The following is a 14,239-nucleotide window of genomic DNA, read 5'->3' on the forward strand; positions in this document are numbered from 1 at the left end:
TTCCCGACTCTGCGGGAAGCGGAAAGATAGTTTCCACTACGCTATTTCCGTCCAGGCAAAACGGGCAATAACCCTTTTCAGTGACTCGACGGGCGCCGGAAACAGACGTATGGCGGGCGACCCGGCCGGTGCGGCCGTTGAGCGTCAACGCCACGAGCCCGACCGTCGGTTGGCACGCACGCTCGACCGTGCAAGGTCCGGAGCGTCGTCCTTCCCTTACCACTCGCACGCGTTCGCGTTCGAAAGAACTGTGTATTCTCCGCCCGAAAGTGCCCGTTTATGATCCGGGCGTACGCCGGCGCACTAAATTCGTGACCCGGCATCAGAACAGACGAGGGCGGACAGAACGTTGCAGGCACGGGCGAAGGCAACCCGCAGGTCACTGCTGGAAGCGGCAGCCCAACTGTTCGCCGAACAGGGATATGCGGCCACCAGCGTCAACGACATAAGCGCGAGATCGGGCCGTACCAGCGGCGCCGTCTACTTCCACTACACCGGCAAGGAAGGAATCGCCGTCGCCGTCGTCGAGGACCGGTTCGCCACCTGGCCCCAGCTCGCAGCACGCTACGGAGACGACACCGTCCCCCCTCTCGAACGGCTCGTCGCCCTCAGCTACGACATCGCACACGCCCTCACCCAGGACCCCGTAGCGCGCGCCGGCGCCCGTCTGTGGACCGAGCGCACCGTCATCAAAGCCCCCGTCCCCGACCCCTTCGCGCTCTGGACCGCCGCCACCACGCGACTGCTCGCGCAGGCCCGGCTGGCAGGGCACGTCAACGAGGGGATCCGCCCCGCCCGCGCGGCCCGCACCCTGGTGCCCGCCTTCTTCGGCCTGTGCACCCTCACCGAAGCACTCGAGGGCACGACCGCCCTCGACGACCGCCTGACCGACTGGTGGTACCTGACCCTCAGAGGGTTCGTCGGGGACTGTGACGTCCTTGCACGAGTGGAGGCCGGCTCACTCGCAGCCGAACGCCAGCCCCTGCCCTCGGTGACGCCTTGTGACTAGACGATCTTCGGCATAGCCCGTGAGGAACGCGCGCAGCCCGGTGTGCACATCGAGGCACAAGGGGTAGATGTCCAGGTCGTGCCGAGAGAAAGAGATCTGCGCGTAGTGCTGGTCGTCGAGCAGTAGCGCGTCGGAAGTGCCGCAGCGCGGTATGTGGTTCGCGCAGAACGAAGGCGCGCGCACGTTGGACTCGAACAGCTCCAAGCGCAGGGCCTCGTTGTCGGACGTGAAAGAGCGGTAGTAGTTACCGAGCCGCACGCTGCGGCTTCGCAGCAGATGCCGCCAGGCGCAGACCACATCCGGCTGCGGTTCGTGCGGAGCCAACCGCTGGTGCTGCTGGCGGTCCTGCTGCCGCTGCCGCGGCCGTTGAGGCTGCTCAAGCTGGTGTCGATGCTGCTGCTCGCGGGGCAGCGGGCGTGGATGGCCTCGCAGGTCAGGGCGACGACGTACGTCGCGGGGTCGTGTCTCGGACTGCTGGTGTTCGGGGCATTCGTGGGAGGACGGCGTTGCGCTGGGCACGTTGGTCGTCCCGGCCGTCAGGAAACCGGGCCGAGGCCAGTACCGTCTCCGCCGCGCCAGGTCGGAAGGGGAAGATGTGGACCGGGTAGGGTGGCCGCCGTCCCGGGTCCAGTCGGCCCGGCGGTGCGTTCTCATCCGCCCTTGACTGGTAGTCGCCCGCGTACAGGAAGGAAGCAGGTGACAGGACGTCTCGTGGCGGCACGGCACGCTCTGTTCACCGCGCACCCTGCCCGCACGGTTGTCATGGCCTTCGCCGCCGTGGTCGTGATCGGGACGGTGCTGCTCGCCCTCCCGCTCGCCTCGGAGGCGGACACGTCGGCCGACTTCGTCACCGCCCTCTTCACGGCCACGTCCGCCGTCTGCGTGACGGGGTTGGCGGTCGTGGACACGGGGACGTACTGGAGCGATTTCGGAGAAGGCGCGATCCTCGCGCTGATCCAGCTCGGTGGTTTCGGGATCATGACCATGGCGTCCCTGCTCGCCTTGCTGGTGTCCGGGAAGCTGCGCCTCAAGTTGCAGCTCACCGCCCAGGCGGAGACGAAGAGCCTGGGCATCGGAGATGTGCGACGGGTCCTGCTGGGAGTGGCCGGCACCACCTTCGCCGTCGAGGCCGCTGTCGGTGCCGCCCTTTCCCTGCGCCTTCGCTACGGTTACGGCTTCTCCGTCCGCGACGCGATGCACCACGGCTACTTCCACGCCATTTCCGCGTTCAACAACGCGGGCTTCGGACTGCGCGGGGACAGCCTCACGCGGTACGCCGACGACCCGTGGATCACCCTGCCGATCGCCGTGGCCGTGATTCTGGGCGGTATCGGCTTCCCGGTCCTGCTGGAGCTGTTGCGTCACCGCAACCGTCACCGCACGACCGGCCGGCGCAACTGGACGCTTCACACCAGACTGACCCTCATCACGACGGCGGTCCTGCTGGTCACGGGCACGGTGCTGACCTGTCTGCTGGAGTGGACCAACCCCGGAACCCTCGGACCCCACACGGTGCCGGACAAGGTCCTCAACGGGTTCTTCCACTCGGCCATGTCTCGCACCGCAGGTTTCAATTCCATCGACATCGGCGCCATGGAGCCGGCGACGCTACTGATGACCTGTGTCCTGATGTTCATCGGTGGCGGCAGCGCCGGTACCGCGGGTGGCATCAAGGTCACCACCTTCGCCGTGCTCCTCGTCGCCATCACCGCCGAGGTGCGCGGCGAGCCGCACTCCTCCGTCCTCGGACGCCGGCTCGCTCCGCACGTACTGCGTCAGGCATTGACGGTCGCCCTCATGGGGGTCGCTCTGGCCATGACGGCCACACTCGCCCTGCTGAGCATGACATCGCTGCCCTTCGAGGGTGTGCTCTTCGAGGCCGTCTCCGCCTTCGGCACCGTGGGCCTGTCGACCGGCATCACCGCCGACTTCCCCCAGGCCGGACAGCTGATCCTCGTCCTGCTGATGTTTGTCGGCCGGCTCGGACCCATCACCCTGGTCTCGGCGCTGGCACTGCGCGAACGCACCCGCCGCTACGAACTGCCCGAGGAGCGACCCGTCATTGGCTAACCCACTCCGCGTACTGCGCCGCCGCAAACGTCCCGCCGCCCGGCTCCACCGCACCAGGGACCAGCGGGTCGCCGTCATCGGCCTGGGCCGCTTCGGCAGCTCTCTCGCCAGCGAGTTGATGCGCAGGGACTGGGACGTCCTCGGTATCGACACGGACGCCCGGCTGGTCCAGAAGCACAGTGACACCCTGACCCACTCGGCAGTCGCGGACTGCACGGATCCGGAAGTCCTGCACCAACTCGGTGTCCACGACTTCACCAGCGCCGTCGTCGGCATCGGAACCGACATGGAGGCCAGCATCCTGGTCAGCTCCAACCTGCTGGACGCGGGAGTACCCAACATCTGGGCCAAGGCCGTCAGCCGCCAGCACGGCCAGATCCTCGAACGCCTCGGCATCCACCACGTGGTACTCCCCGAGCACGACATGGGCGAACGCGTCGCCCATCTGGTGACGGGCCGCATGCTCGACTTCATCGAGTTCGACGACGACTACGCCCTGGTCAAGACCGTCGCCCCGCAGGTGGCCACCGGGGTGCCGCTCGGACGGAGTCAGGTTCGCACCACGTACGGCGTCACCGTGGTCGGCATCAAACGCCCCGGCGAGGACTTCACCTACGCCACCGCCGACACCGTCGTCCAGGCCGGTGACGTCATCGTGGTCACCGGAAAGACCCGAGCCGTGGAGACCTTCGCCGACCTCAGCTGAACGCAAGACGGGAGACCACCTGTGCCACGAACTGCGGGTGAGGCTTCTTCCGGACGGGCCGCACCGACAGGCAGGTCCGTCCGTCGGTGGCCCCACACTCACCCGGGGGACACCACTCCCCATCTCATCGACTCATGGGCGGCGCCGCCTCCCCGCCACTCGACGAGGGGCGTGCGGTCCAGCTCCTCGGCCTCCAGCTCGACACCGTGCCGACGTGCCAACAGGATGACGTCCTGGACGCCGTGTGCCACTCCGACGACCCTGCCCTGAAGCGACATGGCACGCCCCTCCATGAAGATGGGAGCGTGAACGACGATGGGGGCAGTCCTGCCGCGTTCCACACCTGGTGGCTCCGGGCACGGCCAAGGGCTGCTTCCAGTCCGGAGATCACGCGATGAAATAGTGCACATTCAGCAGCTGTTCGCTGCCGGAGTCCGGCAACGAACGAGGCGCGGTGAGCTGTCGCACCTCGCCCTGGCCGTCGCTCGGGACGGCTGGTCGGTGGTGAATGCAGGACGCGGTACGGCGCCGTCATTCCCAACCGAGAGGGGACGACTCGGTGACGGCGGACGGAGCGAGGGGCTCCGCGCCCGCCGTGTTGAAGGCGGCCAGGGCATCGACAAGCGCCAGTCGCTGTTGCGCGCTCAGGCGTTCGACGATGAGGGCGATCTCCGTTCGCCGCCGGGCGGTGACCTCCTCGACCGTGCGGCGCCCTTCCGCCGTGAGGCGCAGCAGGGTCTCCCGGCGGTTGTCCGGGTTGACCTGACGGTCCGCAAGGCCGGCTGCGATGAGCCGGTCCACCATGCGCATGGCCGTCGAGGGGGCGACGTGGAGGAGGCCGGCGAGAGCGACGAGTTTGGTGGCGCCCCGGCTGGACAGGACGACCAGCATCCGGAACTGCGGCAGCGTGACCCGGTCCTCGACGGCTGACAGGGAACGGGCGGAGACCGCCACCAGCACCCGGGAGGCGGTCAGCACCTCCCGCGTGACCGCGTCGACGTCCTCCATGGTCCTCTCTCGGGACTCGCGCTCCACCATGGGTCCTTTCTACCCTGGACTCATCATTTAGACTGTGCAAAATTTTGCCTGCCGAAGTAACAGTCGGCGGCTCTCCGACCCATCCGTCCGGGGGGCACCGCCCACCCCGTGGAAGGCGAGCATGACACCTGACGCAACGGACCCCGCCAGACCCCGCGTTCCCACCGGCTGGCGCCGGCTGGTCGCTCGCGCACCCATCCTCCTGTTCCGGGCCGGCCTGGGACCGCTGCTCGGCAGACGGTTCCTGCTCTTGCACCACGTGGGCCGGGTCAGCGGACGCGACCGCCGAGTGGTTCTCGAAGTCGTGGCATACGAAGCACCACATCGCTGCTGGACCGTCGCCTCCGGCTTCGGCCCGCGCTCAGACTGGTACCGCAACCTACGTGCCCAGCCGAAGACGGTCGTGCAGTTCGGCAACCGCCACCACGCCGTCACCGCCCGCTTCCTCACCCCCGACGAAGGCGCCGCCATCATGGCGGACTACGGCCGAGAGCGCCCTCGCACCGCCCGCCGCCTGTGCGCGTACCTGGGGCTGCCCGCCGACGGCACCGAGCCGGCCCTGCGCGAAGCCGGGCGCGCGATCCCCTTCGTCCGGCTCGAGGCGGACACCAATCCGCCGGACGCGCCGCCCCGGCCGTGACTCGTCGACACCCTGGAAGTGAGTAGAAGTGCCGAAGCCCACCCCCGAATCGATATGGACACGATTCCTCGCCGACAGCGAAGAAGCCATCGCCCGTTCCGCGCCGAGAGAGCCATCAGCTCGGGAGAGGGCTGGACGCCTGGACGCGAACGACCACGTCGGCGATGCGTGGTCCCGCGAAGACGCACTGACCGAACCCGCATGGCGCCGCCTCGACACCCGCGGACGCATACGCCGCCTAGGGCGCATCCTGGCGGGCGCGGCCGCGCTCGCCGTTCTCCTGGGACTCTTCTCCTGCCTTCCCGAAGAGCCTCCCGGCCTGCCCGGGGAGCCCTTGGACACCCCGCCGCTCCAAACGTCCAGTGCCATCGTCGAGTCCTCGACTCCCCTCACCCCTTCCGACAGTTGAAGGACGCCACCCAGGGCCGGTACCGAGCGGTCACGTTCCCGCCGGCCCGCGCCGCCGGTCCGCTCACCCCGGCCGCTCGCGCGTCCTCGTTGCGCACGCTGCCGATTCCGCGGGTCAGCCAGTCCAGAGTCCCTGACCGGCCGACGCGGCGGGTGAAGCAGCCAAGCGGGGATGCGACCGCCGCACCGGGGGCCCCGTCGAGCAGGTCGTCGCGCAGCCGCCGCGCCACGGTCGCCCCGGCGGGCCAGCCGACCACCGACAGCAGCCGGGCCAGACTGTCCAGACGGGCAGCCGCCCGCCGCCGGGCCGCCTCGCCCGTCCTCACGGCGCAGCTTGAGGGTGTAGACGGTGTCCCCAAGGCCCGGCAGCCGGCGCGGCCATCGGCGGCGAGGCGGTCGCCAGTGTCATGGAACCGCTGCCGGCCCCGGTGGCCGACACCGTGAAGCTGGCGGAGGCCGCTCGTCTCCTGAGCCGTTCCGCACACGGAGCGCTGCCGGTCCGCGATCCCGAGGGCGCGTACCTGGGCATCGTCACCGCGCGCGCAGTGACCGAAGCCCTGGCGGAACAACCCGATGGCGCACCGGCGGTGACGGGCGACCTCGTGGAGATGCCACCCAGCGTGACCGCCGACCAGCAACTCGCGCACGCCCTGCATCCCTTGCTGTCCGCCTCCGGCACCGGACTCCCGGTCCTGGACGCCGAAAGGGACGAACCTGTCGGCTGGCTGAGCCACCAAGGCGCCCTGAGATCACTGCACCTGCCCCACAACGCCCCGACGGCCGCCTCTCCTCGGTGACACAGGACAGGACTCAGGCTCGCCGAGCCGCGCCTCTGCCCCTTTCCGTATTCGCCCGCACGGGTCACGTCCACCGAGGGCTCGGCGGCGCATACTTGACTGTGCGGGAGCACCCCGCCGTGACCTGGAACGAGAGGGTGGCAAGCCGGTGAGCAACGGCGCCAAGGGGCTGAGGAAGGTCAATGTGCGGCTCAAGTGGGATCCGAGCCCCTGGGACCGGCCACCTCACCACCTCGACATCATCGCCACGACCCACGCCGCGGGCGCACCATACGAACGACCGGTCTACGTCGTCCAGTTCGACAAGCGATCGCCGGACGGAACCATCAACATGAGCCGGCACAGCCGGACCGGCCAGGGTTTCGGCTTCGTCGAGGAGATGACGTTCGAACTAGACCGTCTTTCGCCCTCCATCGCACGCGTGGTCGTGGGGGTGGCGATCCATCAGGACGACGGACACAAGACCTTCGGCGATGTCTCGAACACCGGGGTGCTCGTCGCCGAGGGGTACAGGGAACTTCTGACGGACGACTTCGAGCGGGTCGCCGGGGCCACCGCCGCCACGGTGGCGGAATTCACCCGGAATGCCTCCGGTGCCTGGGAGTTCCGGGAAGCAGTCCGTGGCTTCGACAGCGACCCCGTTCTCTTCACCTCGGAGATGGGCAGCGCACCACGGCCCTGACCGCGCGACGACGTGTACGCGTGCACCGCCGAAAGTCCTGAGGGAGCCGGAAGGGCCGGGTACTGATCGCCGGGCCCCAGGGCCTGGCCCCCAACTTGCACCGGCCGGATCGCCACAGCAGACCCTCGCAGCGAAGGGAGAGAACTCGTGGTGCCCTTCTGCGTGCTGGTGGGGTCGCGAACGTCCAGGCGCATGGGGTTGATGATGTCGGTTCCCCTACTCCTCTTCCCCTTGGCCCTGTTGCTCGCCCTCCTGGTCCACTGAACCGATCACCAGCACACCACGGCCACCGGCCGCCTCGCCCTGCCCCACGCAGCCCCCAGCCCGCCGTCGCACACCGTGAGCGGCTACCGCGCCTGGCGGGCCGCGGCCCGAACACCGGCCCACGCACCTTGCGTGACCGCCACTCCATGAGGAGACTGCGGGCCGACAAGGTCCTGAGCGAGGAGATCTCGGGCTCCATCACCGCAGGCTGCCGGAGCTGTTCCAGCGGGTGGTTCCGGCCGCTCCGTGCGACCCCAAGGTGGTGGCCGGCGCAGGTACGGCGATCGGCAGGTACTGGCAGCCATCGTGCGCGTAGCCACCACGGGCTGCACGTGGCGGCAGCCGCCGCCGGGTTTCGGTCCTTCCGGGCCGACCGCGCACCGGCGGTTCACCGCGCGGAGTCGAGCTGTTTCGACACCGTACAAGGAGTCGCGTGTTCGGGCGGATCTTCCCAAGCCTGCGCGACACCCGCAGAAGGACGTCCGTGATCACCGTCACACGCGGTACACGACCGCCGTCCCCGGCAACGAGCCGGCGCGGGCCGCCGGGCGGCAGACCATCCACCCGGCATACCGGCGTTCGCGTGCTCCCGGCGAGACGTATGCCACGGTCCCGTTCAATGCGGGAAATGGGGGTATCCGGTGCACATGGCGAGGAGATGGGGAGGTCACGCGGTGCGGGTTCCGGTGTCGGTGTCGTGGTGGATCCGGCTCGCCGCGGTCTCGCAGAAGGCTTCCAGGCCGGACAGCAGGGCGGTCCGCTCGGCGGCGGGCATCTGCTCCAGCACCGCTCGCAGTTCCCGCTCCCTGCGCTCCCGCAGGTCGTCGAGGAAGGCACGTCCCCGCTTGCTGAGGTGGAGGCGTACTTCACGTCGGCTGGTGGCGCTGACCGTACGTTCGACGAAGCCGACCGCCTGCAGCCGGTCGCACAGCCGGCTGGTCGACGGGGGTGTTGAGGCCAGTGAGCCGGCGAGCGTGCGCAGGTTGATCCCCTCGTGGTGTTCGAGGATGAACAGCACCCGCAGCTGGGAGACCGAGGCCGGGGCGGTCGAGGCCCGGCCCCAGAGCACTTCCAGCAGCTCCACGGCCGTGGAGGTCACACGCGCGACCTCGTCGGGGCGGGGACGGGGAGCAGTCACGGTCACACTCTCGCAGACGCTGGGGCGCGGGCCAGCCTACTAGGTGCGTGGGACCGGGGACAGACGACTCGGTCGACCGGCGCACCTCCCGCGAACAGGTATCCGGCGAGGCCCCTCCTCGCCCCTGCATGAGAATGGATGTTCCTTTCCTCGTGGACAGATTCGTGGCCGCTGAACGCGCTCTGCGTACGGCGGCACCTCATGAGTTGCTCGACGCCGTCCGGCACGTGCTGATCCAGCGGTACGCGGCACGGTCGGTCGAACTGTTCATGGCCGACTACGGCTTGACCCTGCTGCAGCCGGTGTCCGTGCTGCCGCACACCACCGAACCGGTCTCGGTGCACGACAGCCCCGCGGGCCGCGCCTTCGGGGCCCAGCAACCGCATGTCGAGCCGGTGCGGGACGGCCTGGTGCGCCTGCACCTGCCCGTCACGGCGCGCGGTGACCGGCTCGGTGTGCTGTCGGTGACCCTTCCGGACCGCGAACGGGCGGACGAAGCGGTGGCCGAACTGGCCGATGTGGCCCAGGTGCTGGCGCACGAGGTCGTCGTCGCCGAGCGGGAGACCGACGTGTACATGCAGGCCCGCCGCCGGGACCGGCTGACGCTGGCCGCCGAGATGCAGTGGCAGCTCCTCCCCGGCCGCTCCTGCACTCGGCCCGAGTACCGGCTCGGCGCCCAACTCGAACCGGCCTACGCCGTCTTCGGTGACAACTTCGACTGGTCCGCCACCGCGGACCATCTGACGCTGTACGTCACCAACGGCATGGGGGAGGGTGTCGAAGCCTCGCTGCTGACGAATCTGGCCATCAGCGCCCTGCGCAACGCGCGGCGGGCCGGTCTCTCCCTGGCCGACCAGGCGGCGCTCGGGGACCAGGCCGTCTACGCGCACTACCGGGGCGGCCGTCACCTGTCGGTGCTGATGCTGGACTTCGAACTCGCCACCGGACTCGTGTCCGCGGTGGACGCCGGATCGCCGCGGATGCTGCGGCTGCGGGACGGCGTCGTCGAGCGCGTCGAGTTGGAGGCGCAACTGCCGCTGGGCATGTTCGAGGACACCGACTACGTGTGCCAGGAGCTGTACGCCGAGCCCGGTGACCGGCTCGTCTTCGTCAGCGACGGGGTCTACGGGGTGGCTTCACCCAGGGGCGAGGCGTACGGGGACGCCGCCCTCGCCCGGGCGATCCAGGCCACCCGACTGCTGCCCGCCGCGGAGGTCCCGGGCGCCGTCCTGCGCGAGCTGAAGGGCCACCGCGGTCAGTCGTCCTCGGACGACGACGCCCTGGTCGTCTGTTTGGACTGGCTGGGGCGCTGACGCGGGGCCGTCCGACCGGCGGAGTGTGGACGGATGGTGAAGGTCTGCCGGGGCCCCGTGGCCGCGCGGTCGGGCCGCAGCCCCGGGAACTCCGGGCTTTTCGGCCGTCGCCGGGCTCGGAGGGACGGCCGGTGGCGGGAGCGGTGGTTGCACGAGGACACCGCACTACGGGACTGTTGTCGTTAGGCATCTTTTTTCTTCGCTGAGTGAGGTGAGGGTCCACGCGTAGGGGCCCCGTTGCATGACTTCTTCCCCCGCCCGATCCCACACCGCTGCCACGGGCACGGTGAGCGCCGCGACCGCCCCCTGCCCGGTGGTGGTCATAGGCGCGGACGGGCATGTCGTGGAACTCAACGCCGCCGCCGCGGGGCTCCTGCCGGCCGCCCGCTCCGGCCGACGGCTGCTGTTCCCGGACTGGCTCGCCACCGCGAGCGGGGACACCCGTGCCGTGTCAGGGCCGGTCGGCGATCGGTTCTTCTCCGCCCATCCGTCCGCCGCGGCCGGTGACAGCACCGCGTGGTGGCTGGTGGACGAGACCGAGTGCCGGTCGCTTTCGAGGGAGCTGGAGGCGGAGCGCGGACGCACCCGGTTCCTCAACGACGCCTCCACCGCCCTGCTCTCCTCGCTGAACCTGGACCGCTGCACGGAGGTCACCGCCAGCCTGGCCACCCAGCACCTGGCGGACGCCGCGCTGGTCGTCTCCCCCGCCGCGAACGGCAGGCTCCCGGTCGTGCTCTGCGACCACCGGGGGCAGGTGTCCCGGCGCATCGTCACGGACTCCCCCGGCAGCGTGCCGGGGCTCACCGAGGCCCTGCGCGGGTTCCCGCCGGTGCCCGCGCAGTGGATAGACCCCGCCGCCGCACCCGGATGGCTGGTGCCCGCGGGCTTCGGCGAGGTCGGATCCATGGCGGTCACCCCGCTGCCGGGCCACGGGGTGTCGGCGGGAGCCCTGGTCCTCCTGCGCCGGGGGCGGGAGGCGGCCTTCACCGACGGGGACGAGATACTGGCCAGGCTGTTCGCCGCCCGGGCGGGCGCGGCCATGTCGGCCGCCCGTCTGTACGCCGAGCAGAACAGGATCTCCGAAACCCTGATGCGGGAACTGCTGCCGCCGACGCTGCAGCACGTGGAGGGAGTGGACTTCGCGGGCGGCTACCGGCCGAGCAAGGACACGGAACGCGTCGGCGGTGACTTCTACGACGTCCACCCGCCCGGGGAGGACTTCCCCGAGACCCTCGCCGTGCTGGGGGACGTGGCGGGCAAGGGACTGGAAGCCGCGGTACTCACGGGCAAGATCCGCAACACGCTTCAGGCGCTGCTTCCGCTGGCCGGCGACCACACCAGGATGCTGCGGCTGCTGAACAACGCGATGCGCACCAGCCACCACACCCGCTTCGCGACCCTCGTGCTGGCCTCCGTCCAACGCGAGGAGAGCGACGTGGTGCTGCGTCTCACCGCAGCGGGCCACCCGCCGCCGCTCGTGCTGCGTCGCGACGGTACGGTCGAGGAGGTGGACACCCGCGGCAGCCTGATCGGCGTCCTGCCCACCATCACCGCGCACACCGCGCACGTACGGCTCGCGCCGGGGGAGACCTGCCTGTTGTTCACCGACGGTGTCACCGAGGCCAGGGGCGGCCCGCTGGGCGACACCCTGTTCGGCGAGCAGCGGCTCATGCGCGCGGCGGCCGAATGCGTCGGCATGCCGGCCGAAGCGGTCGTCGAGCGGATCCAGATGGTCACCGCGCAGTGGCTCGGTGACGGACGGCACGACGACATCGCCGTCATGGCCATCACGGCTCCGCGGGGCTCGCACCTCAGCGCGGTGGACGGGACGACACGGGGCAGGTACACGGCATGAACCTCCACACGGCCGACGTCGACGACCGGGCCGGCGGGCACCACGCCGGCGCCCGCCCCTCCTCGCCCCACGCCGACGAGCGGGCCGCGCACTGGGCGGACCGGCTCTGGTCCGCGGTGCTGGCCGGGGACACCCACGCGGCCGTCGACGTCGTCGAGGACGCCCTCGGCGCGGGACTCGACACCGAGGCGGTGCTGCTGGACGTCATCGGCGCCGTCCAACGCAGGGTCGGCGTCGAGTGGGCCGCGAACCGCATGAGCGTGGCCGGTGAGCACACGGCCACCGCGATCAACGACCGCGCGATCGCCGCCCTGCCGGTGCACCGACCCGGCGCACCGCGCGGCCGCGTCACCGTCGCCTGCGTGGACCAGGAGTGGCACGCGCTACCGGCCCGGCTGGTGGCCGAGACCCTGCGCCTGCGGGGCTGGCAGGTCGACTACCTCGGCGCGCAGGTGCCCACGGCCCACCTGATAGGCCACATCCACCGCACCGGCCCCGACGCGGTGTGCCTGTCCAGTTCCCTGGCCACGCGGCTGCCGCTCGCCCACCGGGCGATCACCGCCGTCCAGGCCGCCGGAGCGCCCGTCATGACGGGCGGTCTCGCCTTCGGGGCCGACGGGCGCTACGCCCGGCTGCTGGGCGCGGACGCCTGGGCCCCGGACGCACGCGCGGCCGCCGACCGGCTCGCCGCCGGCCCCCTCCCCCGGCCGGCCCCCGCCCACCAGGTCATCGACGACCTGCCCCACCTGGGCGACCAGGAGTACACGATGGTCGCCGGCTCCTCCGCCCGTCTGGTGCGCGACACCTTCCACGCCCTTCAGGAGCGGTTCGCGTTCGTACGGGACTACACCGACGAGCAGCGCGAGCGCACCGCCGAGGACCTCGCCCACATCGTCGAGTTCCTCACCGCGGCCCTCTACGTCGACGCTCCCGAGATCTTCACCGGTTTCCTCGTCTGGACCGCCGACGTCCTGTCCGCCCGCGGGGTGCCCGCGCAGGCGCTCATGCCCGGCCTGGACCTGCTGGAGGAGCAACTGCGCGACTTCCCGCGCGCCCGTGACTACATCGACGCCGGACGCGGCGCCCTCACCACCCGCCTCTGACCCGCGACACTGGACGAACACCGTGACCACATCCCCGGACGCAGAACCCGACGCCTCCCCGGCGTCCCCCGGCCCGAGCCGCACCGTACGCCTGGTGCTCACCGGCGACCTGGACTACGACACCTGCGGCAACCTGCTCCAACAGGTCCAACTGGCTCTGCGGGAACACGAGGGCGCGGAAGAACTGCGTCTGGACTGCGGGGAACTCGGCGCGGTCGACTCCATGGGACTGTCGACGCTGCTGCAGATACACCGCGCGGCCTGCCGGGACGGGATCGGCTTCCACCTAGACAACATAGGCCCGGTGCTCAAGCGCCTGCTCGACCTCACCGGCACGTACGAGCACCTGCGCACCACCCGCTGACCCAGCCCTGCGACCACGTCATGGCGGCTCCGGCCCGGTCCGCGCCCGCGAAGGAGGGCCTAGCAGGCGGCGGCTTCCTCCACGGTCGAGCGCACCGTGAGGAGCGTGTCGACTCCGGTGATCTCCAGGAGGCGGCACAACTGCCGTGTCGGCGCGGCCACGCGGAGGTCGACCGTCCGGTGGGTGAGGATCAGCAGGTTCAGCAGGGACGAGTCTGCGAAGGTGATGCCGGAAGCGTCCAGGACCACCTTCGAGTGTTCCGCGGCCGCCCTCTCCAGCGCCTCCGCCAGAGGGGAGACCGAGCACAGGTCGAAGGCGCCGCAGGCACCCACTACCTGAGCCCCGCCACACGCGTACCGCACCACGGATGGCTGCTCGGGGCCCCGAGGACCACTCATGTCGGCAGCGTCCGTGCACCCCGCGACCACCTCGTGCAAAGACACGTTCCCTCCCTCATACCTGCACAGATCCCGTCATCCGTTGCACGAAAAGTATGTCACGTATGATGAGTCACGCAAAGCCGTTCTCTAGAATGCCGTGCATGGTAGAAGTACCCGAGCCTCATTCCGGATGGACGTTCGTCACCAACCACGCCCGCGTGCTGGCGGCCATCGCCGACAACCCGAACGTACGGATCCGCGACATCGCCGCCCACTGCCGGCTCACCGAGCGCGCCGTCCAACGGATCATCGCCGACCTCGAACAGGACGGCTACCTCTCCCACACCCGCGACGGACGCACCAACACCTACCGCATCCAGCCGGACAAGGTGCTGCGCCACCCCGCCGAAGCGGACCTGACCGTGGCCTCGCTGCTCTCTCTGCTCGTACAGGACGAGAAGGCGCCGTGACG

16 protein-coding genes and 2 pseudogenes are annotated in these 14,239 nt (G+C 70.2%); 13 read left to right on the forward strand and 5 right to left on the reverse strand.

The genetic code is table 11. From position 1 onward, the window contains the following. The first annotated feature begins 349 nt into the window (after nucleotides 1-349). From D1J63_RS03560 to D1J63_RS03575, 4 genes and pseudogenes are all read left to right on the forward strand, one after another. Nucleotides 350-1,009: a ScbR family autoregulator-binding transcription factor gene (locus D1J63_RS03560; RefSeq protein WP_125627678.1), complete on the forward strand. Its 660-nt coding sequence runs from the start codon at nucleotides 350-352 to the stop codon at nucleotides 1,007-1,009. Nucleotides 1,010-1,309: 300 nt separating this feature from the next. Next, nucleotides 1,310-1,498: pseudogene (locus D1J63_RS37025) on the forward strand (two pore domain potassium channel family protein); the annotation flags it as partial. Between the two features lie 207 nt (nucleotides 1,499-1,705). Then, the gene (locus D1J63_RS03570) at nucleotides 1,706-3,079 is read left to right on the forward strand and encodes a potassium transporter TrkG (RefSeq protein WP_241235678.1); all 1,374 of its coding nucleotides are present in this window, start codon (nucleotides 1,706-1,708) and stop codon (nucleotides 3,077-3,079) included. Next, nucleotides 3,072-3,785 carry a TrkA family potassium uptake protein gene (locus D1J63_RS03575; protein ID WP_125627679.1) on the forward strand — a complete coding sequence of 238 codons (714 nt, stop codon included), beginning with the start codon at nucleotides 3,072-3,074 and terminating at the stop codon, nucleotides 3,783-3,785. Before D1J63_RS03570 ends, D1J63_RS03575 begins: the two co-directional genes overlap by 8 nt. Nucleotides 3,786-3,883: 98 nt before the next feature. On the opposite strand, the gene D1J63_RS03580 is transcribed toward D1J63_RS03575, so the two are convergent. Together D1J63_RS03580 and D1J63_RS03585 are read right to left on the reverse strand one after the other, a co-directional pair. Further along, entirely contained in the window at nucleotides 3,884-4,063 is a 180-nt protein-coding gene (locus tag D1J63_RS03580) for a hypothetical protein (RefSeq protein WP_125627680.1), read from the reverse strand. A 253-nt stretch (nucleotides 4,064-4,316) separates the two neighbouring features. After that, complete coding sequence (locus D1J63_RS03585; protein ID WP_164416792.1) at nucleotides 4,317-4,823, reverse strand: MarR family transcriptional regulator; 507 nt, start codon at nucleotides 4,821-4,823, stop codon at nucleotides 4,317-4,319. 121 nt (nucleotides 4,824-4,944) lie between these two features. Here D1J63_RS03585 and D1J63_RS03590 point away from each other — a divergent pair, with 121 nt between their 5' ends. Then, entirely contained in the window at nucleotides 4,945-5,463 is a 519-nt protein-coding gene (locus D1J63_RS03590) for a nitroreductase family deazaflavin-dependent oxidoreductase (protein WP_164712700.1), read from the forward strand. Between the two features lie 389 nt (nucleotides 5,464-5,852). Here the strand turns inward: D1J63_RS03590 and D1J63_RS03600 are convergent, their stop codons facing one another. Then, a complete protein-coding gene (locus tag D1J63_RS03600) occupies nucleotides 5,853-6,197 on the reverse strand; it encodes a hypothetical protein (protein WP_125627682.1) in 345 nt (114 codons plus the stop codon). An 81-nt stretch (nucleotides 6,198-6,278) separates the two neighbouring features. Between D1J63_RS03600 and D1J63_RS03605 the strand changes: the two genes are divergently transcribed. The 3 genes and pseudogenes from D1J63_RS03605 to D1J63_RS03615 form a co-directional block, all read left to right on the forward strand. Next, nucleotides 6,279-6,668: a CBS domain-containing protein gene (locus D1J63_RS03605; protein WP_347141232.1), complete on the forward strand. Its 390-nt coding sequence runs from the start codon at nucleotides 6,279-6,281 to the stop codon at nucleotides 6,666-6,668. 148 nt (nucleotides 6,669-6,816) lie between these two features. Further along, nucleotides 6,817-7,350 carry a TerD family protein gene (locus D1J63_RS03610; protein ID WP_164712701.1) on the forward strand — a complete coding sequence of 178 codons (534 nt, stop codon included), beginning with the start codon at nucleotides 6,817-6,819 and terminating at the stop codon, nucleotides 7,348-7,350. A gap of 472 nt (nucleotides 7,351-7,822) precedes the next feature. Beyond that, nucleotides 7,823-8,004: pseudogene (locus tag D1J63_RS03615) on the forward strand (transposase); the annotation flags it as partial. Between the two features lie 277 nt (nucleotides 8,005-8,281). Here the strand turns inward: D1J63_RS03615 and D1J63_RS03620 are convergent. Next, nucleotides 8,282-8,758 (reverse strand): MarR family transcriptional regulator, encoded by a 477-nt coding sequence (locus D1J63_RS03620; protein ID WP_176152944.1) that lies wholly within the window; start codon nucleotides 8,756-8,758, stop codon nucleotides 8,282-8,284. A 128-nt stretch (nucleotides 8,759-8,886) separates the two neighbouring features. On the opposite strand from D1J63_RS03620, the gene D1J63_RS03625 reads away from it, so the two are divergent. The 4 genes from D1J63_RS03625 to D1J63_RS03640 all read left to right on the forward strand — a co-directional run bounded on the left by D1J63_RS03625 (nucleotide 8,887) and on the right by D1J63_RS03640 (nucleotide 13,387). After that, nucleotides 8,887-10,065, forward strand: coding sequence for a PP2C family protein-serine/threonine phosphatase (locus tag D1J63_RS03625; RefSeq protein WP_176152945.1), 1,179 nt, complete (start codon nucleotides 8,887-8,889; stop codon nucleotides 10,063-10,065). A gap of 241 nt (nucleotides 10,066-10,306) precedes the next feature. Then, nucleotides 10,307-11,920: a PP2C family protein-serine/threonine phosphatase gene (locus tag D1J63_RS03630; protein ID WP_125627685.1), complete on the forward strand. Its 1,614-nt coding sequence runs from the start codon at nucleotides 10,307-10,309 to the stop codon at nucleotides 11,918-11,920. Continuing rightward, entirely contained in the window at nucleotides 11,917-13,023 is a 1,107-nt protein-coding gene (locus D1J63_RS03635) for a cobalamin B12-binding domain-containing protein (protein ID WP_125627686.1), read from the forward strand. The genes D1J63_RS03630 and D1J63_RS03635 overlap by 4 nt, the downstream gene beginning before the upstream one ends. A 22-nt stretch (nucleotides 13,024-13,045) precedes the next feature. Next, nucleotides 13,046-13,387 (forward strand): STAS domain-containing protein, encoded by a 342-nt coding sequence (locus D1J63_RS03640; protein ID WP_240467412.1) that lies wholly within the window; start codon nucleotides 13,046-13,048, stop codon nucleotides 13,385-13,387. Nucleotides 13,388-13,446: 59 nt separating this feature from the next. Here D1J63_RS03640 and D1J63_RS03645 read toward each other — a convergent pair whose 3' ends face one another. Beyond that, complete coding sequence (locus D1J63_RS03645; RefSeq protein ID WP_125627688.1) at nucleotides 13,447-13,785, reverse strand: STAS domain-containing protein; 339 nt, start codon at nucleotides 13,783-13,785, stop codon at nucleotides 13,447-13,449. Between the two features lie 143 nt (nucleotides 13,786-13,928). Here D1J63_RS03645 and D1J63_RS03650 point away from each other — a divergent pair, with 143 nt between their 5' ends. After that, nucleotides 13,929-14,237 carry a helix-turn-helix domain-containing protein gene (locus D1J63_RS03650; RefSeq protein WP_164712702.1) on the forward strand — a complete coding sequence of 103 codons (309 nt, stop codon included), beginning with the start codon at nucleotides 13,929-13,931 and terminating at the stop codon, nucleotides 14,235-14,237. Nucleotides 14,238-14,239: the final 2 nt, after the last annotated feature.

Origin of the sequence: Streptomyces sp. KPB2 (genome assembly GCF_003950055.1) — a bacterium.
GTDB lineage: Bacteria > Actinomycetota > Actinomycetes > Streptomycetales > Streptomycetaceae > Streptomyces > Streptomyces salinarius.